General features: G+C 41.3%; 16 protein-coding genes and 1 pseudogene. 16 read left to right on the top strand and 1 reads right to left on the bottom strand.

Annotated features, from left to right (window positions below; translation table 11 throughout):
• The 15 genes and pseudogenes from NSB03_RS09855 to NSB03_RS09785 form a co-directional block, all read left to right on the top strand.
• Positions 1 to 216 (top strand): annotated as a pseudogene (locus NSB03_RS09855) (IS4 family transposase); the annotation flags it as partial.
• Positions 217 to 254: 38 nt separating this feature from the next.
• On the top strand, positions 255 to 1,238 hold the full coding sequence (locus NSB03_RS09850; protein ID WP_024986945.1) for a FecR family protein: 984 nt from the start codon (positions 255 to 257) through the stop codon (positions 1,236 to 1,238).
• 162 nt (positions 1,239 to 1,400) lie between these two features.
• Entirely contained in the window at positions 1,401 to 4,733 is a 3,333-nt protein-coding gene (locus NSB03_RS09845; protein WP_024986946.1) for a TonB-dependent receptor, read from the top strand.
• Positions 4,734 to 4,748: 15 nt separating this feature from the next.
• The gene (locus tag NSB03_RS09840) at positions 4,749 to 6,389 is read left to right on the top strand and encodes a SusD/RagB family nutrient-binding outer membrane lipoprotein (RefSeq protein ID WP_024986947.1); all 1,641 of its coding nucleotides are present in this window, start codon (positions 4,749 to 4,751) and stop codon (positions 6,387 to 6,389) included.
• Positions 6,390 to 6,423: 34 nt separating this feature from the next.
• Positions 6,424 to 7,536: a glycoside hydrolase family 18 gene (locus tag NSB03_RS09835; RefSeq protein ID WP_022137597.1), complete on the top strand. Its 1,113-nt coding sequence runs from the start codon at positions 6,424 to 6,426 to the stop codon at positions 7,534 to 7,536.
• Positions 7,537 to 7,565: 29 nt separating this feature from the next.
• Positions 7,566 to 8,708 (top strand): DUF1735 and LamG domain-containing protein, encoded by a 1,143-nt coding sequence (locus tag NSB03_RS09830; protein ID WP_024986948.1) that lies wholly within the window; start codon positions 7,566 to 7,568, stop codon positions 8,706 to 8,708.
• 262 nt (positions 8,709 to 8,970) lie between these two features.
• On the top strand, positions 8,971 to 9,513 hold the full coding sequence (locus NSB03_RS09825; RefSeq protein ID WP_024986949.1) for an RNA polymerase sigma-70 factor: 543 nt from the start codon (positions 8,971 to 8,973) through the stop codon (positions 9,511 to 9,513).
• 151 nt (positions 9,514 to 9,664) lie between these two features.
• Positions 9,665 to 10,636, top strand: a complete 972-nt coding sequence (locus NSB03_RS09820; protein WP_024986950.1) for a FecR family protein — start codon at positions 9,665 to 9,667, stop codon at positions 10,634 to 10,636.
• 183 nt (positions 10,637 to 10,819) lie between these two features.
• The gene (locus tag NSB03_RS09815) at positions 10,820 to 14,182 is read left to right on the top strand and encodes a SusC/RagA family TonB-linked outer membrane protein (RefSeq protein WP_024986951.1); all 3,363 of its coding nucleotides are present in this window, start codon (positions 10,820 to 10,822) and stop codon (positions 14,180 to 14,182) included.
• Between the two features lie 12 nt (positions 14,183 to 14,194).
• Positions 14,195 to 15,796, top strand: coding sequence for a SusD/RagB family nutrient-binding outer membrane lipoprotein (locus NSB03_RS09810; RefSeq protein ID WP_257466361.1), 1,602 nt, complete (start codon positions 14,195 to 14,197; stop codon positions 15,794 to 15,796).
• Between the two features lie 42 nt (positions 15,797 to 15,838).
• Positions 15,839 to 16,852: a glycoside hydrolase family 18 gene (locus NSB03_RS09805; protein WP_024986952.1), complete on the top strand. Its 1,014-nt coding sequence runs from the start codon at positions 15,839 to 15,841 to the stop codon at positions 16,850 to 16,852.
• A gap of 24 nt (positions 16,853 to 16,876) precedes the next feature.
• Positions 16,877 to 17,890 carry a BT_3987 domain-containing protein gene (locus tag NSB03_RS09800; protein ID WP_024986953.1) on the top strand — a complete coding sequence of 338 codons (1,014 nt, stop codon included), beginning with the start codon at positions 16,877 to 16,879 and terminating at the stop codon, positions 17,888 to 17,890.
• 11 nt (positions 17,891 to 17,901) lie between these two features.
• Positions 17,902 to 19,116, top strand: coding sequence for a DUF1735 and LamG domain-containing protein (locus tag NSB03_RS09795; protein WP_135035521.1), 1,215 nt, complete (start codon positions 17,902 to 17,904; stop codon positions 19,114 to 19,116).
• A 152-nt stretch (positions 19,117 to 19,268) separates the two neighbouring features.
• Positions 19,269 to 21,620, top strand: a complete 2,352-nt coding sequence (locus NSB03_RS09790) for a glycoside hydrolase family 3 N-terminal domain-containing protein (RefSeq protein ID WP_024986954.1) — start codon at positions 19,269 to 19,271, stop codon at positions 21,618 to 21,620.
• Between the two features lie 589 nt (positions 21,621 to 22,209).
• A complete protein-coding gene (locus tag NSB03_RS09785; RefSeq protein WP_159102125.1) occupies positions 22,210 to 22,347 on the top strand; it encodes a hypothetical protein in 138 nt (45 codons plus the stop codon).
• 51 nt (positions 22,348 to 22,398) lie between these two features.
• Here the strand turns inward: NSB03_RS09785 and NSB03_RS09780 are convergent, their stop codons facing one another.
• The gene (locus NSB03_RS09780; RefSeq protein WP_024986955.1) at positions 22,399 to 23,778 is read right to left on the bottom strand and encodes a sigma-54-dependent transcriptional regulator; all 1,380 of its coding nucleotides are present in this window, start codon (positions 23,776 to 23,778) and stop codon (positions 22,399 to 22,401) included.
• 87 nt (positions 23,779 to 23,865) lie between these two features.
• Here NSB03_RS09780 and NSB03_RS09775 point away from each other — a divergent pair, with 87 nt between their 5' ends.
• On the top strand, positions 23,866 to 24,705 hold the full coding sequence (locus tag NSB03_RS09775; protein WP_024986956.1) for a peptidylprolyl isomerase: 840 nt from the start codon (positions 23,866 to 23,868) through the stop codon (positions 24,703 to 24,705).
• Positions 24,706 to 24,710 lie beyond the last annotated feature (5 nt).

Genomic DNA, 24,710 nt, shown 5'->3' with positions numbered 1-24,710 from the left:
ATCGCAAGACTTGTCGCGATGGTCTGCATGGCTCTTGTATGGGCATATCTCGTTGGTGAACATAAAGATATAAATATTAAACCGATAAGGATTCTGAAACATGGAAGAAAGGAAAAGTCGCTTGTCAAGTATGGTTTGGAGGAGATTTCAACAATACTTCTGCGTCCGACTTATACCCCAAAATTCGATGTTTTCAAATTTTTGTCATGTACTTAAATTTAGTATATAAAGCCCCAAAAAGAAAGAAAAGGTTTATGAAAGACTGTATTCAACAACTCGTAGAATTATTCGGAAACAATGATTATTCAGCTGGTACACGAAAGAAAGTACAACGATGGCTGGCTGATGAAGAGCATGTTGACGAAAAGGATAAAGCACTCCGTATGCTTTGGAAACAGGCAGGGGAACAGGAAGTACCCAATGGAATGCAACAATCAATACGCCAAATGCAACAAAATATAGGATTAAAGCCTGTTTCTCATAAGAATTATCAGCTATTTGTATGGAGAGCGGCGGCTATTTTCTTACTGGCTGTATCATCTGTTTCTGTTTATCTGATGTTGGAAAAAGATCGGCCTGTAAAAGATTTGGTAGAGTGTTATATACCAACAGCGGAGATTCACGAACTCACCTTGCCTGATGGCACGCATGTCATGTTGAATTCAAAAAGTACTTTATTATATCCAGAGCAGTTCAATGGAAAGACGCGAAGTGTATACTTGATAGGTGAGGCTAACTTTAAAGTGAAACCGGATAAGAAACATCCTTTTATTGTAAAAGCGAACGATTATCAAGTAACTGCTTTGGGTACGGAATTTAATGTGAACGCTTATCCGGAAAGTAATGAGTTGATTGCCACTTTGCTGGAAGGAAGTGTAAGAGTGGAGTTCAATAATCTGATATCTAATGTTATTCTAAAGCCTAATGAACAATTGATATATAACAAGCATACAAAAGAACATAACCTGCAATTGCCTGAAATAGATGATGTGACAGCATGGCAGCGTGGAGAATTGGTCTTTAGTAATATGCATCTGGAAGATATTTTCACAAGCCTGGAACGTAAATTCCCTTATGCCTTTGTTTATAGTCTTCATAGTATGAAGAAGAATACCTATAGTTTTCGTTTCCAGAATCAAGCAAGTCTGGAAGAGATTATGAGCATTATATCACAAGTAGTGGGAGATGTAGACTATGTTATTAAAGGAAATAAATGCTATGTAACCAATAAGAAATAAATCAGTTGTAGAACCTATTTAAATTGAAGATATTATGTGAAAAAGTATCCGGAAGGAATGCCCGTTCCTTCCGGATGTGAAATCAAGTTCTCCTTAATATTAGCGTGTATTGACGCTATTCTGAATGATCATAGAATAATAACCAATTAACTAATACTAAAGATGCTACAAATTTACGAAAAAATAGCAGAACAAATAGTTCATAAGCGAGGCTTTCTCACTTTTTTAAGTTTATTGTTACTAACATCTACCCTTGCTTTTGCTCAAAGTGGTAATAAAATTACTATTCAGCAGAAAAATATCACTGTTGTTGATGCTCTGAAAGCTGTAGAAAAACAGTCGAAAATGTCTATTAACTACAGTGACTCCGAATTGAAAGGAAAAGAAATAGCAAATCTTAATTTGCAAAATGTTGCTGTATCGGCAGCACTTGATGTAATCCTGAAAGGAACAGGTTTCGCCTATCAAATTCAAGGTAATTATATTATAATCACTGAGAAGAAACCTGCAGTTGCAACACAAACTATGAAGGATATCAAAGGGAAAGTTGTTGATGAGAGCGGTGAACCACTGATTGGAGTTAATATCTCAGTGGATGGCAATTCGACCGGTACAATTACCGATTTTGATGGAAACTTTGCAATAAAAGCTTCAGACAACTCTACTTTGAAAGTTTCTTATATAGGATATGCTACTCAAATGGTAACTGTTTCTAAAAAAGATTTTTATCCGATTACTATGAAACAGGATACGGAGGTGCTAGATGAGGTGGTTGTTACTGCATTGGGTATTAAACGTGCAGAAAAAGCATTGTCTTACAATGTACAACAGATAAAAGGTAATGAATTGACTACTGTGAAAGACGCAAACTTTGTAAACTCATTGAACGGTAAGATAGCCGGTGTAACCATAAACAAGAGTGCGGCTGGTGTCGGTGGTGCAACTCGTGTTGTGATGCGTGGTGCAAAATCCATCGAAGGAGATAATAATGCATTATATGTGGTAGACGGTATTCCTTTGTTTAATACCAATATGGGAAATACAGACAGTGGTATTATGGGTGAAGGAAAGGCTGGAACAGAAGGTATTGCTGACTTTAATCCTGAAGATATCGAAAGTCTCTCTGTGTTGAGTGGTCCTTCGGCTGCTGCGTTGTATGGTAGTAGTGCGGCAAACGGCGTCATCCTAGTAACAACCAAAAAAGGTAAAGAAGGGAAACTATCTATTCAGTTCTCATCTTCTACTGAGTTTAGCAAAGCGTATATGACTCCAGAATTTCAAAATACATATGGAAACAAGAAAGATGTGTATGAAAGCTGGGGAGAGAAATTGCCAACTCCGTCAAGTTACGACCCTAAGCATGATTTCTTTAATACCGGTACGAATTTCATAAACTCACTTACTTTGACCACGGGAACTAAGCAGAATCAGACTTTTGCTTCTATCTCATCTACTAATTCTAAAGGTATCGTGCCCAATAACGCATACGACCGTTTAAACTTCACCATTCGTAACACTTCTACATTTCTGAATGATAAGTTACAACTGGATTTGGGAGCATCGTATGTGAAGCAAAAAGATAAAAATATGGTTTCGCAAGGTCAGTATTGGAATCCGGTGATGGCTGCTTATTTGTTCCCGCGCGGTGAGAATTTTGAGGACATAAAGACTTTTGAACGCTATAATGAGAGCCGTAATTTACCTGTGCAATACTGGCCTGTGGGTGAGTCTACTTATGCTTCTCAAAATCCTTATTGGACAGCTTATCGCAATGTAGCTACCAATGAAAAGAGCCGTTACATGTTCAATGTGGGATTGACCTATAAAATCACCGATTGGCTGAATGTTGCCGGTCGTTTCAGAATGGACGATACCTATGTGAGTTTTGAACGTAAAATTTATGCTTCTTCCGATCAGAAGTTTGCAGAAGGTACTAAGGGGCATTACGGGTACAGTAATTACAATGACCGCCAGGAGTATGCCGACTTTATGCTGAATATCAACAAACGCATTCTGGATTTCAGTCTTGCTGCCAACCTTGGTTGGAGCTATTCTAATTATTGGGCTTTGGAAAGAGGATATAAAGGTGCCTTACTCAAGCTTCCCAATAAATTTACCACTACTAATATCGATACAAAAAATGGACGTATCTCCGAAAAAGGAGGTGGTGACAGTGTGCGTAATCATGCCATCTTTGCTAACGTGGAGTTGGGGTGGAAAAGTATGCTCTATCTGACTTTGACCGGTCGTAACGAATGGAATTCTCGTTTGGTAAATACCAATGAGGAATCTTTCTTTTATCCTTCTGTTGGTCTGTCGGCCATTGTATCTGAAATGGTAAAACTACCTGAATTTATATCTTACTTAAAAGTACGTGGTTCTGTCACTGGAGTAGGTGCTCCAGTATCTCGTGCGGGTTTGACTCCCGGTACGGTGACTGATCCGCTTGTGGGTGGCCTTTTGAATCCTACCTATATCTATCCTTTCACTGATTTCAAGGCAGAACGTACCAAATCTTATGAATTTGGTTTGACTTTTCGTTTGTGGAATAAATTGAGTGCGGAAGTTACTTACTATCATTCTAATACGGAGAACCAGACATTCTTGGGTGAACTTCCCGAGTATACTGGATACAAACAAATTTATTTGCAGGCAGGTGATGTAGAGAACCGTGGTTGGGAAGCTTCATTGGGATATAGCGATAAGTTTAAAAACGGATTATCTTTCTCTTCTACTTTGATTTTTTCACGTAACGTCAACGAAATTAAAGAAATGGTAACTAATTATGAGACAGGTTTGGAGGGAACTTCGCCGATTAATATTCCCGAAGTTGTGAAAGACAAAGGTCGTACGATTTTGAAAGTGGGAGGTAGTATCCATGATATTTATGCCAATACATTTTTTAAGAAAGACAGTCAAGGATTTGTGGCAGTAGAGAGTGATGGAAAATTTGGTATGGAAAGAGGTGAACCTGTTTACTTGGGCAAAACCTCACCGGATTTCAATCTCGGTTGGAGTAATGCATTGTCATACAAAGGTTTTGGGCTAAACTTCCTGGTTAACGGACGCTTTGGTGGTGTAGTAACTTCTTCTACAGAAGCTTTGCTTGACCGTTTTGGGGTTTCCAAACGTTCGGCTGAGGCACGGGATGCCGGGGGGGCTTTGATAAAAAATCAAGGTAGAGTAGACGCGAAGGCCTATTATCAAATGATTGGTACAGGAAACTATGAAACATCCGGTTATTATGTGTACAGCGCTACCAATATTCGTTTGCAAGAATTGTCATTCAGCTACACTATGCCTAATAAATGGTTTGGAAATGTACTGAGAGATGTTACGGTTTCGTTTATCGCAAATAATCCTTGGATGTTATATTGTGAAGCTCCGTTTGACCCTGAACTTACACCTTCTACAAGTACTTATGGACAAGGTAACGACTACTTTATGCAACCAAGTGTACGTAGCTTTGGTTTTGGCATTAAATTTAAATTATAATAAACCAACTTTATTATGAAAAAGATAAATCAATATAAACTCTTAGCAGGTATATGCCTCTTGTCATTTTTGACGGCATGTGATTATGAAAGAATCAATACCAATCCGTTTGAAATGACTGAAGAAGAAGGGCTGATGGATGGTTTTGCTGTAGGCGGTTTGGTTACGGCCATGGAGCAAACTGTTTTTCCGGTGGGTACTCAAGCCGATGATACAGACATTATTAATCAATATCAGACTGATTATCATCTTTCGGCCGATTGTTGGAGTGGTTTCTTCGGGCAGAATAACTCTACCAGTTGGAATTCGGGCCGTAACAATACAACCTATTTTTTAATTGACGGTTGGATTGCGGGCACTTATACACGTTCGTATACCAATGCATTTAATTCTTGGAAGAAATTGAAAGTATTTTCAGAAAAAAATGATGCCCCTGAAATTTATGCATTGGCACAAGTTCTGAAAATTTCGGCTTGGCACAAAACGTTGGAGTGTTTCGGGCCAATGCCTTACACCCATGCTGCCGATCCGACAATGAATATACCTTTCGATTCGGAAAAGGCGGTATATACTGCTATGTTTCAAGACTTGACTGATGCCATTGACGTATTGACTGAAAAAGCTGTGAACGGTATAAAAGTGATGGAGGAATATGATGCGGTTTATGCTGGCGATACCAGGAAATGGGTGAAATACGCCAACTCATTGATGCTTCGTCTGGCGATTCGCGTTCGTTTTGCTGATGAAGAAATGGCAAAGAAGTATGCGATTCAGGCTGTCGGACATTCTATAGGTGTAATGACTGCAAGGGATGATGAAGCACAGATGAGTGCAGGTGCTGGTATTACTTTCCGTAATAACATTGAATGGTTGTCCGAAACGTACGAGGAGTCACGTATGGGATCATCTATATTCTCCTACTTAATGGGATATGCTGACCCTCGTTTAGGTGCTTATTTTAAGCCTGTAGACGCGGCAAGTACAGCCGGACAAGTGGCTTATGACGGTAAAAAATATCAAGCAGTGCCTGCCGGACATACTTTTGCGCCGAATGATGTTTATAAATTGTTTTCTAAACCAAAGATTGAAAGTAACACTCCGACTTATTGGCTGCGTGCCTCCGAAGTTTATTTCTTGCGTGCTGAAGCTGCTTTAGTATGGCCTGCCGACTTCGGTAGTGCTGAAGCGCTTTACAAACAAGGTATTGAAATGTCGTTCCAGGAAAATGGTGTAACTACTTCTGTGGATGCCTATATGAATTCTGGTAAAGCACCGATGAAGCATGAATTCACAGGTTTCTATGCTTGTAGCTTCCCGGCACCTTCTACTGCTACTGCTAAATTTGAAGGTAGCACAGAACAGAAATTGGAGAAGATCATCATTCAGAAATGGATTGCTCTTTTCCCTAATGGTCAGGAGGCTTGGACAGAGTGGAGAAGAACCGGATATCCGAAATTGAATCCTGTAATGGTAAATAATGGTTCGAGTCAAGGTGCAACTAAAGAGAGTGGCGTACGCCGTATGATTTATCCTACAAGTTTTTACCAGACAGAGGAAGGACAGGCTATTTATAACGCAGCTTTGCTGTTACTTAATAACGGTCAAGGAGGCGAAGATAAATCTTCAACCCGCTTGTGGTGGGACTGTAAACGATAACCTATAATCACTATTTTGATACAAAATGAAGAATATGAAAACATTAAGAAATTTATTATATTTCCTCTCTCTGGCAGGCTTGATGATAACAACTTCCTGCACTGATGTGGAAAATATAGATATGGAGCACATCGGAGGTAATAATACGATGGGCGATAGTGAATATTATGCCAATCTGCGTGCCTACAAGGCAACCGCCTGGAATTATGGGCGTCCCGTTGCTTTCGGATGGTACTCCAATTGGTCTCCTGCCGGAGCTTACAGAAAAGGATATCTGACTTCTATGCCGGACAGTATGGACTTTGTTTCCATGTGGAGCGGTGCTCCCGGACGCTTTGATATCACTCCTGAACAGAAAGCGGATAAAGAGTTTGTGCAAAAAGTGAAAGGTACAAAATTGTTGCAGGTGAGCCTGCTTTCTTATATTGGCAAAGGGGCAACTCCAAACTCGGTATATACTCCTGTGGAAAAACAGGCAGAGGAAGAAGGCTGGAGTGATTCCAAACTGGAAGATGCGAAGAAGAAAGCTCGTTGGGAATTTTGGGGATTTGAAGGCGAATTCAACAGTGAAAACCATTATGAATGTTTGGCAAAGTTCGCTAAAGCTCTTTGTGACTCTTTGGATGCAAACGACTGGGATGGTTATGATGTTGACTGGGAAATCGGAAGTGGTGTGTTTGATATGGATGGAACGTTAAGTGAGAATAGGCACTTAATTCATTTAATAAAGGAGATGAATAACTATATTGGTCCGAAAAGCGACCCGGAAGGCAAAGGACATAAGATGATTTGTATTGATGGTCAAATTTATGGTCTTACCAGAGAGTTGGATGAGTATGTCGATTATTGGATTATACAAAGTTATGGTTCTTCCAGACCTAGTCTTGAAGGATATGGTGTAGATCCCAAGAAAATAATTTGCACGGAAAATTTCGAAAAGTATGCCGTTAATGGTGGTCAGTTGCTTAACCAAGCTGCTCATATGCCGTCCAAAAGTTATAAAGGTGGAATAGGGGCTTATCGTTTCGATAACGATTATGACAATACTCCCGATTACAAGTGGATGCGTCAAGCCATTCAAATAAATCAGAAGGTTTTCAATGAATGGAAAGCAAATCAAAGTAAAGAAGAGAACAAGTCAGAATAGACGGGTTGGTAAATCAATAAAACGAAAGAATTATGAATAAACATAGATTCAATTATTTGGTGTTAGGAGGTATGGCCTTGCTGATGAGCGCTTGCAATAATAGCGAGAGTGACTTATTGGAACCTAAACTTTATTTTGAAAATAGGGAATATGTATTCTCGTTGGAAGATGAAAGTGGGGTAAGGAGTTTTGATTTATCTTCAAGACTTTCTTCCATGGTTTCTTCGCAGGTGGATGTGTCGTATGCCATCGCTGATAAAAGTGTACTGGACGAATACAACACGCAATATGGGACAGCTTATGAGATGTTTGATGCATCGAATGTAAAATTAAGCAGTGCGACTTCTACTATTCCAAGTGGAAAGTTGTATGCGGAAAATGTACAACTGGAACTCTCTAATCTGGAGACGCTTGAAGAGGGAAAATCATATGCCTTGCCGGTGCGTGTACAGTCGACTTCTATATCGACTCTTCCCGGAACAAGCATTGCTTATTTCATTCTCTCTAAACCTCTAAAGATAACCAAAGTCGGTACATTCAATAGCAATTATATTTCTGTAAAATTCCCGGTTGGAACTTATTTCTCATCGTTCACTTATGAAGCATTGGTTTATATCGACAGATTTGGCGATAACAATACGATTATGGGGACTGAAGGCAAAATGATTCTTCGTATCGGTGACGCAGGAGGCGGGGTAACTCCTAGGGATATTCTGGAAGTCGCAGGAACACAGGGATATAAAGTCAAGGAGGCATTACAGGCGAAGCGTTGGTATCATATTGCTTTGACTTATGACCAACCTTTGGGAAAAACGGCTATTTATGTCAATGGCTCGAAATGGGCCGGATCAGATTGGGGTATTCCGGGTTTTGATCCAAATTCAGATGTAGGTTTCAACATTGGTAAGATTCCGGGCTTCCCATGGGGAGAACGTCCGTTGTATGGCAAAATGTGTGAACTTCGTGTCTGGAATGTAGCTCGTACGGAAAATCAGCTTAAACAGAATGTGTTGGGCGTTGATCCGAAATCGGATGGATTAGTACTCTATTATAAGTTGAACGGAACGGAAGTCGAAGAAGGAGGAGTTATTACAGACTCTACTGGTAAAATAAATGGCACAACTAATGGTATAAGAATTACCACATTGGATACTCCGGTAGCTATCGAGTAGTGATAAACATCAGTTTTTAAAATACCGATAAGTTTAGATCCATTAATCAGCGTATAAAAGAGCTGAACTTGGATAAACTTGGGCTGTTTTTTTATACAAAAGGAAGAAGGAAACCTGTGAATTAAGCAAATGTTTGTTCGCAGGTTTTCTTATCTTTTAATAAAAGGAATTTTAGCCATATTTAAATTTTCTCTAAAAAGTTTTTGTTTCACATATAAAATATATTTCTTTGCAGCAGTTTAATACTTATGAAACTGCTTGAATGGCTCAAATTAACTTCAATTCGATATATACAACTTATTACAGGAAAGCTTTCCTGTTTACCTTGTCGTATGTCCACAACGACCAAGTTGCAGAGGATATCGTTTCGGAGGCAATCATTCATCTATGGGAATTGAGCAAAGAGCGGGAGATTCCGAGTATTGAAGCTATATTGATCACTTATATCCGCAGTAAATCACTAAATTATCTGAAACATATACAAGCACAGGAAAATGTTTATCAAACTCTGCTTGATAAGGGACAGCGCGAACTGGAGATTCGCATATCTACATTGGAGGCCTGCGATCCTAATGAAATACTATCAGAAGAATTACGGGCAAAAGTAAAGACGCTATTGGCTAGTATGCCTGAGAAAACCCGCATTGCTTTCGTACGCGACCGATTGGATGGTAAATCGCATAAAGAGATAGCCGAAGAATTAGGGATAAGTGTGAAAGGGGTGGAATATCATATCACTAGAGCGGTTAAAATGCTACGAGACAGTCTCAAAGACTATGCTCCATTTTTATTTTTCTTCATTTAAAGCGGCAGTATGGGGCTGTTATTTCTACTTTTTTTGGGGTAATAACAAAAAAAATCGCATTTCTTACTAGGGAATATGCTTGGTGGGTGGTATTCTTTATGAAAGGGGGCAAGTAACCTTGCTTATTCCTGTTTATAAACTATACGTTATTATGAATAAAGAATTACTATTAAAATATATTTCAGGCAAAGCATCCCAACAAGAGAAAGAAGAGGTTGCCACTTGGATTGATGCGGATGCTGCCAATCTCAAAGAGTTCATTTCACTTCGTAAAAGTTACGATGCATTCCTATGGCAGGATACGGAAAGTCTCTCTCGGAAAACGAAAAAGACTTTTTCGTTGCGTCCCGTTGCACGGTGGGTATGGCAGATTGCAGCCGTGTTTGTAGTGGCTTTCGGTTTGAGCTATATAATGATACAGGCTTTCCAAAAAGAAAATGTAGAGATGCAGACTGTTTACGTGCCTGCCGGACAGCGTACCCTAGTAACACTTGCCGATGGAACCACGGTGTGGGTGAACGGAAAAAGTACATTGACTTTTCCAAATCGTTTTTCTTCCCGTACACGCAAAGTTGAACTTGATGGAGAAGCTTATTTTGATGTTCGGAAAGACCCAGAGAAACAATTCATTGTTTCCACTGCCCATCAGTCTGCTATAAAAGTATTGGGTACCAAATTCAATGTAAAGGCATACAAAGAAGCAGATGAGGTTATTACAACCTTGGTTGAAGGAAAAGTCAACTTTGAATTCAACAATGCCGGGCAACAGCCGCAATATATTATAATGGCTCCCGGGCAAAAGTTGGTTTATAATTCTCAAAATGGAAAGACACAACTCTATACAACTTCCGGTGAGAGAGAACTTTCATGGAAAGATGGCAAAATCATTTTCCGTCAAACGTCATTACGGGATGCACTGGATATCTTGGCAGATAGATACAATGCCGAATTTGTCATACAGGAGAATGTACCGCATGACGACTCATTCTCAGGAACATTTACCAACCGGAATCTGGAACAGGTACTTAATTTTATCAGTGTATCTTCAAAAGTACGTTGGCGTTATTTGAATAACAATGGAACTGCCGGTAAAGAAAAGATAAAAATAGAGATATTTATTTAGTGCTAGAAAATATAAAACCTTGAAAACCAAAACTTATTGCCATGAAAAACAAAGACCCTTAAAAACAAAAAAAATACGGGACGATATTGGCCGTATCTTCCCGTATGAGCCTCAGTAATTGTGAACTACTTGTTTGCAGGCAAGTATAACTACCAATTTTCTAATTAAACTCGTTACAAATCTATGCAAAATTATTGTATCGTCCAATTTCTTGGAGGATTAAAGTCGCTTAGACGAACCTTAAAGGAAATATCGTTGGCTATGAAATTACTATTAATGCTGCTTGTTTGTTCTGTTGGGCTGACTTATGCGTCTGACGGATATGCACAAAGAAACTCTATCTCGCTGAACATGAAGAACAGCACCATCGAAGAGGTGCTGCACACTATCGAACGTGAGTCCGGATTCGGCTTTTTTATCAATAGCAAGAATCTGAATCTTAACCGACGGATAACGGTTTCCGTATCGGATAAAAATATCTTTCAAGTACTGAAGCAAGTCTTTGAAGGTACTAATATCGAATATAAGATATTGGATAATCAAATTGTACTGACAGCTAAGGAAACTAAAGTTGCCCAGCAAAAGACGCAAAGCGTTAAAGGTACGGTAGTTGATAAAAATGGAGAACCGCTGATTGGTGTTTCCATAGTGGAGAAAGGAACCACTAATGGAACGGTGACGGATCTTGATGGAAATTATACGTTGACTGTTCATACTGCCAATCCGGTGTTATTATTTTCATATGTGGGGTATCAGAAAAAGGAACAACCTGTCACGGGTTCGGTCTTGAATGTTACTTTGGAGGATGATTCACAAGTATTGAATGAAGTGGTGGTCACCGCCCTTGGTATTAAAAAAGAAGCGAAGGCGCTTTCTTATAATGTTCAGGAAGTATCTGCCAGTGAAATAGTTGGTGTTAAGGATGCCAATTTTGTAAACAGCTTGTCCGGTAAAATTGCCGGTGTGGTTATCAACTCCAGTTCATCCGGTATAGGTGGTGGAGCGAAGGTGGTGATGCGTGGAGCAAAATCCCTTTCTGGAAATAATAATGCACTGTATGTGATTGACGGTATTCCGATGCCTTCATTGGAAACTACACAGCCGGACGACTTTATGACTGGTATGGGACAGTCCGGTGACGGTGCTTCCATGATTAATCCCGAAGATATTGAAACCATGTCTGTATTAAGTGGTGCCGCAGCTTCTGCACTTTATGGAAGCGATGCCGCCAATGGCGTTATCATGATTACCACGAAAAAAGGTGCAAAAGATAAACTTCGCGTCAGTTATGCTAACAATACTTCGTTTTTCAATCCGTTTGTAACTCCGGAGTTTCAAAATACTTATGGTGCAACTACAGGTGAACTGAAAAGTTGGGGGCAGAAAATGGGACAACCCAGTAATTACGATCCGTTAGATTTCTATCAGACAGGATGGAATGAAACTAACTCTTTGACTATCAGCAATGGTAATGAGAAGAATCAGACATTCCTTTCTATGGCTGCTACTAATGCAGCGGGCATTGTTCCGAACAATACATTGGATCGTTACAACTTCACTATCCGGAATACAACGAGTATGCTTAATGACCGTTTACGTCTCGACTTGAGTGCTAGTTACATGAATGTGCGCGAACAGAATATGCTATCGCAGGGGCAGTATTTTAATCCGATAGTTCCTGTCTATCTGATGTCGCCGAGCTACAGTCTGGATATGCTTCAACAGTTCGAGATGTATAACGAAACTCGTAACTTCAAAACGCAATATTGGCCGTGGGATAATCAGGGAATTGCTTTGCAGAATCCATATTGGATTGTCAACCGTGACAATTTTATCAATCATAAGAATCGTTTTCTTGTAAGTGGAGGTTTGAATTTTGAAATCACTAAAGGTATCACATTGGGGGCACGTGCCAAAATGGATTATACCTCGGCTCTGTTTGAAAAGAAATATTCGGCGTCTACTGATAATATCTTTTGTCAGGATTTTGGCGGATATTATAAAGGCGATGCTTCTACCCGTCAGCTTTATGGTGATGTGATGTTGAATATAGATAAATATTTTGGTGATTTCTCATTAACAGCTACGCTAGGGACCAGCATTCAAGATGTCAACTACCAGTATTTCGATGTTGGTGGTAGTTTGAACTCGGTAGCCAATAGCTTTACAACGCTTAACTTGATGCAGTCTACCGTGAAGTTTCAGCAAGATGGTTATCATGACCAGACGCAATCTATTTTTGCTACCGCACAGTTAGGATGGAAAAGCAAACTTTATTTGGATGTAACAGGGCGTGTAGACTGGTCTTCTGCTTTGGCATGGACTGAGGCGAAGTCAGTTGCTTATCCGTCGGTCGGTCTTTCTGCCATTCTGACAGAACTGTTGCCTATCAAAAACGATGTGCTTACTTTCTTGAAAGTACGTGGTTCGTATAGTGAGGTGGGAAATGCTCCTACGCGTTATATTGCTTATCAGACCTATCCGTATGAGTCGGCTTCTCCCACAACAGCTACTACGTATCCTAACACAGATATTAAGCCGGAGCGTACCAAAGCGTGGGAAGTCGGTTTGCAGTCTCATCTTTGGAATGATAAATTGGAACTGAACGTATCTTTGTATAAGACATCTACCTACAATCAATTGTTCAATCCTTCACTCCCCTCATCTTCCGGTTATTCTTCCATCTATGTCAATGGTGGACAAGTGGATAACAAAGGTATTGAGCTCAGTCTGACATTGAATCAGCCTCTCGGACCGGTGAAATGGAACTCTACGTTCACTTACACTCTCAATCGCAACAAAATTAAAAAGTTGTTGAAACCGACCACTTTGTCGGGTGGAGAAGTCGTGAGTCAGGACATGATGGATCTTGGCGGGCTTGAAATCGTGAAGTCACGTCTTTTTGAGGGTGGTTCTATTGGTGACCTCTATGTGACCGCTCTTCGTACAGATCATCACGGATATATTGATGTGGATTATGTCAATAATACAGTAGCTATTGACGACAAAGCCGGCGAACGTAAGGATGGCTGGATTTATGCAGGTAACTCTCAAGCCAAATACATGATGGGATGGCGTAACTCCTTCTCTTGGAAAGGGCTGACATTGAGTTGCTTGATTAATGCCCGTATCGGTGGTGTGGTTGTTTCGCAGACCCAGGCATTGATGGATGCTTACGGTGTTTCTAAGGCTACGGCTACGGCACGTGATTTAGGATATGTATTGATTGATGGTCACGAAGTGCCTGCCGTGCAGAAATATTACAGTACTGTGGGAAGTGGTGTAGGCTCGATGTATGTTTACAGTGCTACAAATGTCCGTCTAGCGGAATTGTCTCTCGGTTATGACGTTCCTGTTCAAAAGATAATTCCCTGGATTCAGAGTATGAATGTAGCCTTCACCGGACGCAATTTGTTCATGTTCTATTGTAAGGCTCCTTATGATCCTGAGCTGACGGCAAGTACAGGTACACACTTTAGCGGTATGGACTATTTTATGTTGCCGAGCCTGCGTAATTTAGGCTTCTCTGTTAAACTTAATTTCTAAAGAATCGACAAGATGAAACAGATATCAAAATATATAAAAGTTGTCAATGGTGCGTTGCTTGCCGGAAGTTTGTTGCTTACAGCCTGCACCAGCCATTTTGAAAGTTGGAATATCAATCCGAATGAGGTGACTCCGGAGCAGATGGAACGCGATAACCTTAAAACTGGAGCTTACTTCACACAGATGGAGAGGGGGATTTTCGTGGTAGGTAAGGATAAGGGAGGTTTGTTTGAGGAAACTCAGATGCTGACCGGTGACATATTTGCCAGCTACTTTGCTCCTGTCAAGACGTGGGATTATGCCGGAACAGAAGATAACGACTGTTATAAACTATATCGCCAGTGGTATAATTCACCGTTCAACAACGCTTATACCGAAGTGATGCAGCCGTGGCAAAGCATCGTAGAGAATACCGATGAGGTTTCACCTGCACGTGCTTTGGCTACTATTGTCAAGGTGTTTGGTATGAGCCGTATTACGGATAAGTATGGTCCCATTCCTTATTCTAAGTTTGGTACAAGCATTCATGTGGTTTATGACAGCCAGAAAGATATATACTATCGCTTCTTTGAAGAATTGGCAGATGCCATTGAGGTGCTTACTGGATATAATAGCCGGACATCCGAACCTTATATGGAACGTTATGACTATATTTATAATGGTAGAGTGGAGAAGTGGATTAAGTTTGCCAATACACTCCGTCTTCGTTTGGCAATGCGTATCTCTTATGTAGATGAGACAAAAGCCCGGACAGAAATAGAAGCTGCAATCGGTCATAGTATAGGGCTGATGACGTCTGTTGATGATAATGCAGTTTTGAAGCAGTCTGCATCGTTCACTTTCATCAATGAGTGGTGGGAAGCATTTGAAAGTTTTAATGATTTTCGCATGAGTGCTACCATGGATTGTTATTTGAAAGGTTTACAAGATCCACGTTTGGCGTGTTACTTCAAGGGTGCTGTGAAAGACGGGGCATATCATGGAGTCCGGAACGGGCAGACTAGCCGTAATCAGGGAACATTGTCAGAGGCGGCTTCCAGTATGAATGTGGGACAAAATGATAATATACAGTGGATGAGTGCTGCTGAAACTTATTTTCTGTTGGCAGAGGCTAAATTGCGTTTGAACCTAGGGGATAAGACAGTACAGGAATACTATGAAGAAGGTGTGAAAATCTCTTTCTCTTCCAAGGGGGCTACAGGGGTGGATACTTATCTTGCTGACAATGTTAACGTGCCGGCTACTTCTTTCATAGATCCGATAACAGGACGTAGCACTGATGTAAGCCGTATGGTTTCGACCTTGACAGTGAAGTGGGATGACAGTGCTTCTGAAAGTAAGAAACTGGAGCGTATTATGGTACAGAAGTGGATTGCTCTTTTCCCTGACGGGCAGGAGGCATGGAGTGAGATGCGTCGTACAGGTTATCCAGGAATTGTAACTATCAGTTCGAATCGTTCCGGTGGTGAAGTTCCTGAAGGAGAACTCATAAGTCGCCTGAAGTTCCCGACAACAGAGTATTCTGACAATAGCGAGAATACGCAAGCCGCCGTCTCCTTATTGCAGGGTACGGATATTGCCGGTACACGTCTTTGGTGGGATGTGAAAAGGTAATCAGATATATAATGTAGAATAATCTAACCAAGTAATTAGAATATGAAAATAATGAAATACTTGTTGACCGCGATAGCCACAGGCAGCCTGATGTCTGCTTGCAACACCGACATCGAATCGCTGACTATCCAGAAGCCGTTGACTTACGACGACCAGTACTACCAAAACCTGCGCGATTACAAAGCAAGTGACCATGAAATAGCTTTTGGATGGTTTGCGCAGTATGGAGCTCAAAACTCAGCGGCTGTTCGATTTATGGGATTGCCCGATAGTCTCGATATTTGTTCTATGTGGGGTGGTATCCCTGCAAAGGAAAATACTGAGATATGGGAAGAAATTCGTTTTGTGCAGAAAGTGAAAGGTACCAAAATGCTCTGTGTGGCAATTACACGTATTGACGCGGAAACTGACGAACACGATTTTAAGAAGGCTTACAATGAAGCAAAGGCAATGCCGAATGGTGATGAACGAACCGCAGCGCTTAATCGTTCCTTTGAAATGTATGCTGAATATTTCCTTGATCAGGTGTTCCTGAATGACCTTGACGGCTTCGATGCTGACTATGAACCGGAAGGTGACTTTTTGAGTGATTCGAATTTTGAACACTTCTACAAGCATATGGCTAAATATATGGGGCCGAATCCGGATATCACGAAAGAAGAACGTCTACAACTCATTGAAGAACGTTATGGTAAAGAAATAGCTTCGCAAGAAGGCATTTGTGATAAAATGTTGAATATTGACCAGACAAGTACCAGTATGACTAGTCTTGTTCCATATAGTAACTATTGTTTCCTTCAGGCATATAGTGGTGGCACAGGTGCCGGCGGATGGCCTGATGAAAAGGTGGTATACTGCTGCAATATGGGTGACGGTTGGCAAGGTGATATGCAGTCCATGTACAATCAGGCACGTTATAAACCTGCGAACGGCAAACGTAAAGGAGGATTTGGAGCATTCTTTATCCATCGCGACTATAATGTACATGAATACAATCCCGAACCTTATTATCGATTCCGCCAATGTATCCAAATACAGAATCCGGCTATCCATTAATTAACTTTTTAATGAAAGATGACAATGAAAAATAGAAAAAATCTGTTTTATATAGGTATGTTCGCCATCTGTGTGCTCGGTTTTACTGCTTGTGGCGATGATGAGACTTACGATGTCTATGGAGATCCGTATAATAGAGTGTACATTTTGGATAATTCCAAGGAGTATAAGATAGTACAGACTCCCATCAGTACAGTCAGTAATGTCGATTTCACATGGGAGGCGAGATGTTCAAAGAAAGCGAGTGGAGACATTAGAGTAACAGTAGCGGTTGATAACTCTCTGATTGATGCTTATAATGAAGAACATGACACAGAGTTTGAAGCTTTGCCTGTTGAAACTGTTGTGCTGGAGAATGCAGAAATGACTATTCCCGCGGGAGAAATGGTGGTGGCAGACGCTGTACATCTAAAATTGACTGATGACGCGAATGTTCTCTCTACCCTTAAAAGTGCGAAAGGATATATTATTCCTTTGCGTCTTGTTTCGGCAGAAGGGGGGAATTCGCAGTTGAGCACTAATATGCTGGCGCCTTCTTTCTTGACTATTACTGTGACCGAGGATAATATGAATCATGAAGCTACCCGATATACTGGTACTGGCACATTAGTGGCAGACCAAACAGGATGGACTGCTACCACCAATGGGACTGTTCAGTCTTGGTATGAACCGATTGAAGCCATTTTTGATGGAAATTATGAAACTTATTGTTCCATTTCTAACCGCTCAGGTGAGCTTTTACTGGATATTGATATGGGGAAAGCATATTCTTTTGATGGTATCAAAATGACAAGTTCCGGATATGATTATGATACTTGGACTGAAAAAGAGGTCGGTGTGTTCAGTGCCGGCATGACTGTCAGCACAAGTGATAATGGTACGGATTGGAAAGCACAAGGGGAAATTGAAAGTGATGCCGAAGATTGTGTTTTCTATGCTCCGTTGACTGCCCGATATATTCGAATAACTGTTCCGAATGCTGGTGGTTGGTATGGTGCATCTTTGGAATGTGGTGTATTTAATGTTTATGCTAAATAATAATTGAAGTTATGAAGAAATATACGCTCTTATCTTTATTTGCCTTGTTGCTTTGTGTGTCAGGTTGCAAGACTGAACCAGATTACAGCGATGCTGTCTATATGACCGGCACGTTGACTTCTTCAAATGTGAAATTTCTCGTTGAGGGGCAGTCTACATTAGGCTTAACCGTAACTTCAACCGATAAGATGGACACTGATGTGAAAGTTGGTGTACAGGTGGCTCCTCAGCTACTTGAGTCTTTTAATGCCTCTACTGGTCGTAACTGCCAGATGCCTCCCGAAGGTAGCTATAGTTTTGAAGGTGGTGAAGTGGTGATTCCGGCAGGGCAAAACCAGTCTACGCAAATCAAGGTGACTGCTGATTCCGAGAAATTACAGGAGGGTGTATCCTATTGCCTTCCTGTATCTATTACTTCTGTGTCAAATAGCGATCTGAAAGTGATGGAAACTTCCCGTACCGCTTATGTTATGTTGACTAAGGTTATTAATATCAAGGCTGCTTACCTGGCACGCCGGGGATATTTCAATATTCCTTCGTTCGGTGATCAGGAAAACAGTCCGGTGAAAGCACTCGGACAGATGACGTTGGAGATGAAGGTGCTTCCCGTATCTTTCCCGGTTGGACAGGAAAGAAGTGCCAATGGCATTAGTTCGTTATGTGGATGTGAAGAGAACTTCCTTTTCCGTTTTGGTGATGGTGCCGGTAATCCGGTTAATAAATTGCAGTTTGTGAAAGGTTCCATTGGTTCGGCTTCGCATCCTGATAAGAAAGACCATTATGAATCATGGGTAGAGAAAGAATTTCCTACAGGTCATTGGTTACACTTCGCTGCTGTGTATGACGGTCAGTATCTACGTCTCTATTTGGACGGTGAGCAGATTCACTTCGTAGAGACAAAGAATGGTGGTTCCATAAACTTGAGTATGGCTTATGACAGTCATACTTGGGAGGATACATTCTCTATTGGCCGTTCGGCAGGTAACGCACGCTTCTTTGATGGTTACATCAGTGAGTGCCGTGTATGGAACGTGGCGCGTACGGCTGCCCAGATTGAGGATGGCGTTTGCTATGTAGACCCCACAAGTGAAGGACTAATCGCTTATTGGCGTTTTGATGGTGAAACGCAAGATGACGGTACGGTGCTTGATATGACTGGACATGGACATAATGCCGTACCGGGTGGTACTGTTACTTATGTCGACAATCAGAAATGTCCGTTCTAAAATAGGATAAAATAGAGGTTGTTTTCACTCAAACGAAGCCTGCTGTCAAATCAGCTTTGCCACAAGGCATTGCGGGATGATAGCAGGTTTCTTATTTGAAATGTTTTTTATAAATGGAGAAATAAAGTCATTAATATAAATAGAGGTTATTTATGCTAAATAGAATATGTGGATTACTATTGTTTTTGGGACTGTTGATGGTGGGAACCTGTGTTTCTGCACAACTGCCGATAGAATCCTATAAAAATCCCCAACTACCGGTTGAACAACGAGTGGCAGACTTACTCTCCCGCATGACCGTGGAAGAGAAAGTCGGTCAGCTTCTCTGCCCCTTAGGTTGGGAAATGTATGAGATAAAAGGAAAAACAGTCACCGTTTCCGATAAGTTCAAGCAACTGATGAAAGAACGGCATGTCGGAATGCTTTGGGCAACTTACCGTGCCGACCCGTGGACAAAGAAAACACTCGAAAATGGTCTGAATCCCGCATTGGCAGCTAAGGCTGGAAATGCCTTGCAGAAATATGTAATGGAGAATACCCGTTTGGGAATCCCCATATTCTTGGCAGAAGAAGCTCCACACGGTCATATGGCAATCGGTGCTACTGTCTTTCCGACGGGAATCGGAATGGCTGCCACTTGGTCACCTCAATTGATAAATGAAGTCGGGAACGCGATAGGAAAAGAGATACGACTTCAGGGCGGGCATATCAGCTATGGTCCCGTGCTCGACCTTACCCGTGATCCGCGTTGGTCGCGTGTAGAAGAAACGTTCGGTGAAGACCCTGTGCTGACTGGGAGGATAGGGAAAGCAATGGTTGAAGGATTGGGTGGTGGAAATCTATCCCAACCATACAGCACACTGGCTACATTGAAGCATTTTCTGGCATACGGAATCTCGGAGAGCGGACAGAACGGAAATCCCTCTTTTGTAGGGATACGTGAGTTGCACGAGAACTTTCTTCCCCCTTTCCGACAGGCAATTGATGCCGGAGCCTTGTCTGTCATGACTTCTTATAATTCGTTGGATGGTATCCCCTGTACTGCAAATTACTACTTACTGACTGAACTTTTGAAGAATGAATGGCAATTTAAAGGATTTGTGGTTTCGGATTTGTACAGCATCGAAGGGATTCACCAAAGCCATTTTGTTGCGCCAACCATGGAGGAAGCGGCTGTCATGGCTTTATCGGCCGGAGTGGATGTAGACTTGGGAGGTGATGCGTATATGAATATAATCAATGCCGTAAATACCGGTCGTGTCAGTAATGCAGTGCTTGACGCATCTGTCGCCCGTGTACTCCGGTTAAAGTTTGAAATGGGTTTATTTGAGAACCCATATGTCATCCCTGAAAAGGCTGAGAAAGAAGTGTGCAATGATGCGCATATTGCTTTGGCACGTAAGATAGCACAAGCCTCAATCACTCTGCTGAAAAATGACCGTTCACTGCTTCCGTTAAATAAGAATATTTCCAAAGTAGCATTGATAGGTCCTAATGCCGATAATCGTTATAATATGTTGGGCGACTATACCGCTCCGCAGGAAGAGGAGAATGTAAAGACCGTATTGGATGGAATCAGGACTAAGTTATCTCCATTGCAGGTAGAATATGTGAAAGGCTGTTCCATACGCGATACTTTGACATCCGATATAGAACAGGCTGTCGCTGCCGCCCGACGTTCAGAAGCCGTAATTGCCGTAGTAGGTGGTTCCAGTGCCCGTGATTTTAAAACCAGTTATAAAGAAACGGGTGCGGCAATTGCTGATGAAAAGACAGTCAGTGACATGGAATGTGGCGAAGGGTTTGACCGTGCGACGCTTTCTCTATTAGGGAGACAGCAGGAATTGCTCAAAGCATTGAAAGCTACGGGGAAACCGTTGATTGTAGTATATATCGAAGGCCGTCCTTTGAATAAAACCTGGGCTGCTGAAAACGCTGATGCTCTGTTGACAGCCTATTATCCGGGACAAGAAGGCGGAAATGCCATCGCTGATGTCCTGTTCGGAGATTATAACCCGGCAGGAAGATTACCGCTGACAGTTCCTCGTTCGGTAGGGCAGATTCCCGTTTATTACAACAAGAAAGCACCTCAGAACCACGATTATGTAGAACTGTCCGCTTCTCCGCTTTATGCTTTCGGATATGGTTTGAGTTATACCTCTTTCGAATATTCGGATTTATGTGTATCAGCTATATCCCCTCATTCTTTTGAAGTTTCATTCAAGGTCAAGAATACTGGGGAGTATGATGGCGAAGAAATACCCCAGCTTTATTTGAGAGATGAATACGCTTCGGTAGTGCAGTCCCTGAAACAGTTGAAACACTTCGAACGCTTTTATTTAAAGCGTGGAGAGGTTAAGGAAGTGAAGTTCGTTTTGTCTGAAAGTGATTTTACGATAATAGACCGGAATTTAAGGGAAGTAGTGGAGCCGGGTACTTTTCAGATAATGGTTGGGGCGGCTTCGAACGATATCAGATTACAGGCAAAAGTGGAAATAGAATAGGATACTACAGACTTGACAAATATCAATGCCACTATAAGATTATTGCCATTCATCGGTTTCACCTGATTCTTGAAATGTCGATGAATAAGGAGATAGCGGGTGAAAGCGAGGGGTAAAATTGGGTGAAACAGGACATTATCGGTTTTACCTTGTCTTTTCAAAATATCCTTTGAGCTAAAACCAATATCATTATAGCTAATCCGGATATCCTTATAGCTAATGAAAATAGGCTTATAGCAAATCCATTGTCAGGTATTAACAGATGAACTGTCAGATGTTAATAGCCTAGTCGTCAGGTGTTAATATCTTGGTTCTCATCTATTAATACTTGAATTGGTACATCTATAGATTCAACAGATTGCATCTATATACTCACCGTATTGCATCTATATATTCAGCACGATGACTATATATGCCCAGCAATCGGTATAAATAAATTCAAAAGGTGAAAGCGATAATGGAAGACTTCACCTGTTTTTTTCCTACGCTTTCACCCGCTATCTCCTTATTCATCGATGTTTCAGTTATAAGGTGAAACCGGTGGAACTTATGAGTCAAAAGTTCATGTTATACTTATGCAAATCAGTAATTGAAAACAAAATCTCATTCATTCCCGTACAAGAATGAGCTAAACCGTACGAAAATGCTCGAATCTGCAGTGACGGAGATTGATATTTCGGATACGGTTGTTTTGAAACAGATTCCTCAAATTGGTAAACTGAAATAATACGTTAGATTCCCAATAAAATAATGTGCCCCCTGCTTTTTAGCTTGTCGCCTACAAATCAATATTATATAACTTCAACTTATTATATAAAGTTTTCCGGTCAATATCCAGTAATTGCGCAGCTTTACTCTTGTTATTTCCGGTTTGGCGCAATGCTTCCAGGATATGTTCTTTTTCAGTCTCTTCATTGCGGAGTGCCATACTAGTACCGGTGGATACCGGAGCTTCCAGCAACTCTGTTCCTAGTTCCAATAAAGTAATAAAACTTCCTTGTGCCAATAAAGTCGCTCTTTTGACGATGTTCTTCATTTGGCGTAGATTTCCCGGCCAGTGATAACTCAGCAAGGCCTGTGACGCCTTTGCGTCAAAACCAACCAGATGCTTATCCAGTTCCTTGTTGGCCTGGTCGAGGAAGAAGTTGGCGAAGAGCAGAATATCTTCTTTTCGTTCTTTCAGGTCAGGCATCCGCAACGTAAACTCATTGATACGGTGATAAAGGTCCTCGCGGAACGTTCCTTTTTCAATCGCTTGCTCCAAATTCTCGTTGGTAGCGGATACCAGACGAATATCCACGGATATTTCCTGGGTAGAGCCGACCGGACGTATCTTTCTCTCTTGCAGGGCACGCAGCAGTTGAATCTGTACCTCATAACTAAGATTCCCGATTTCATCTAAAAAGATAGTGCCGCCGTTGGCTGCGACGAAAGCTCCGGTTTTGTCCGTCAGTGCGCCCGTAAACGATCCTTTCACATGACCGAAAAACTCGGAGGCTGCCAGTTCTTTGGGGATAGAGCCGCAATCTACAGCAATAAACGGTTTGTCGCTTCTCTTGCTGAGTTGATGGATACGATGCGCCACATATTCTTTTCCCGTTCCGCTGGAACCGTTGATTAGTACGGACATATTGGTCGGAGCCACCAATCCTACATAATTGTATAGCTGCTTGGCAGCATCACTTTCTCCCTCCAGATAAGAATGGTTAGTTTCGGAAGTGTCTTGTGAATTAGAACTTCCTTTTTTAGGACTGGAAGAGTTCCGGGCTGTAGAATGGGGTACCGCCGGACTACTTTCCGTTTGCAAAGCCTCGGATATTTTCTTCAGCAACTCTTCAGGATTTACGGGTTTGGCAATATAATCCCGTGCTCCGAGTTTCATCGCCAGTACGGCAGATTGAATATCCGCATATCCTGTCATGATAATCAACGGAATATTTATACCCCGGTCATTCATCCATTTCAACAAATCGATACCTTCGTAATCGGGCAACCGTAAATCAGATAATACCAAGTCAACAGTCTGACTTTCAATATGCTTTCGGGCACGTGCAATATTACTCACTGATGATACTTCAAATCCCTTCTTGCCTAACCAGGTCTTTAGCATCATTCCAAAAGTGATATCATCTTCAACGATCAATATGGAGCTCATCATGTCAGGTTTTGATTCTTTTAAGCTACAAAGGTAAGATGATTTAGGCGAAAATGGTATATTTGCAAACTTAAATTAAATAAAAGCGTAATGAAAAAGATTGTATTGATATTATTAACTATATCGTTTTGCGGATTAACTTCCTGCAAGACTGGAACAAAAAAAGGAGGAGACATGGATAAAGAGACATTGGTAAAGATTGAGACAACTGCCGGAGATATCAAAGTGAAGTTGTACAATGAGACACCAAAGCATCGGGATAATTTTATCAAACTGGTGAAAGAGGGGATGTATGAAGGGACACTGTTCCATCGTGTCATCAAAGATTTTATGATTCAGGCAGGCGACCCGGATTCAAAGAACGCGCCGAAAGGGAAAATGCTTGGAGCAGGTGATGTCGGCTACACCATTCCGGCAGAATTTGTATATCCGAAGTATTTCCATAAGAAAGGCGCCTTGTCGGCAGCCCGTCAGGGAGATAATGTGAACCCGAAAAAAGAATCTTCCGGTTGTCAGTTCTATATCGTGACAGGTAAGGTGTACAATGATTCTACGTTGCTCGGCATGGAAAGCCAGATGAATGAAAATAAAATCAACGTTATTTTCAACAAACTGGCGCAGAAGCATATGAAGGAAATTTATAAGATGCGTAAGGAGAATGACGAAAACGGTCTTTACGATTTGCAGGAAAAACTGTTTACGGAAGCACAGGAATTGTCGGCAAAGGAACCGGAATTCCACTTCACCCCCGAACAGATTGAAGCATATACGACCGTAGGCGGGACTCCGCATCTGGACGGTGAATATACCGTATTCGGCGAAGTAGTGGAAGGTATGGATGTGGTGGATAAAATCCAGAAGGTAAAAACAGACCGTAGTGACCGTCCCGAAGAAGATGTGAAGATAATAAAAGCGGCAATACTTGACTAAATGAT

It is taken from the genome of Bacteroides acidifaciens (assembly GCF_024623065.1).
In the GTDB taxonomy this organism is placed as follows: Bacteria; Bacteroidota; Bacteroidia; order Bacteroidales; family Bacteroidaceae; genus Bacteroides; species Bacteroides acidifaciens.
The sequence above is the reverse complement of the archived record's forward strand: the minus strand, read 5'-3'. Positions and strand labels throughout refer to the sequence as shown.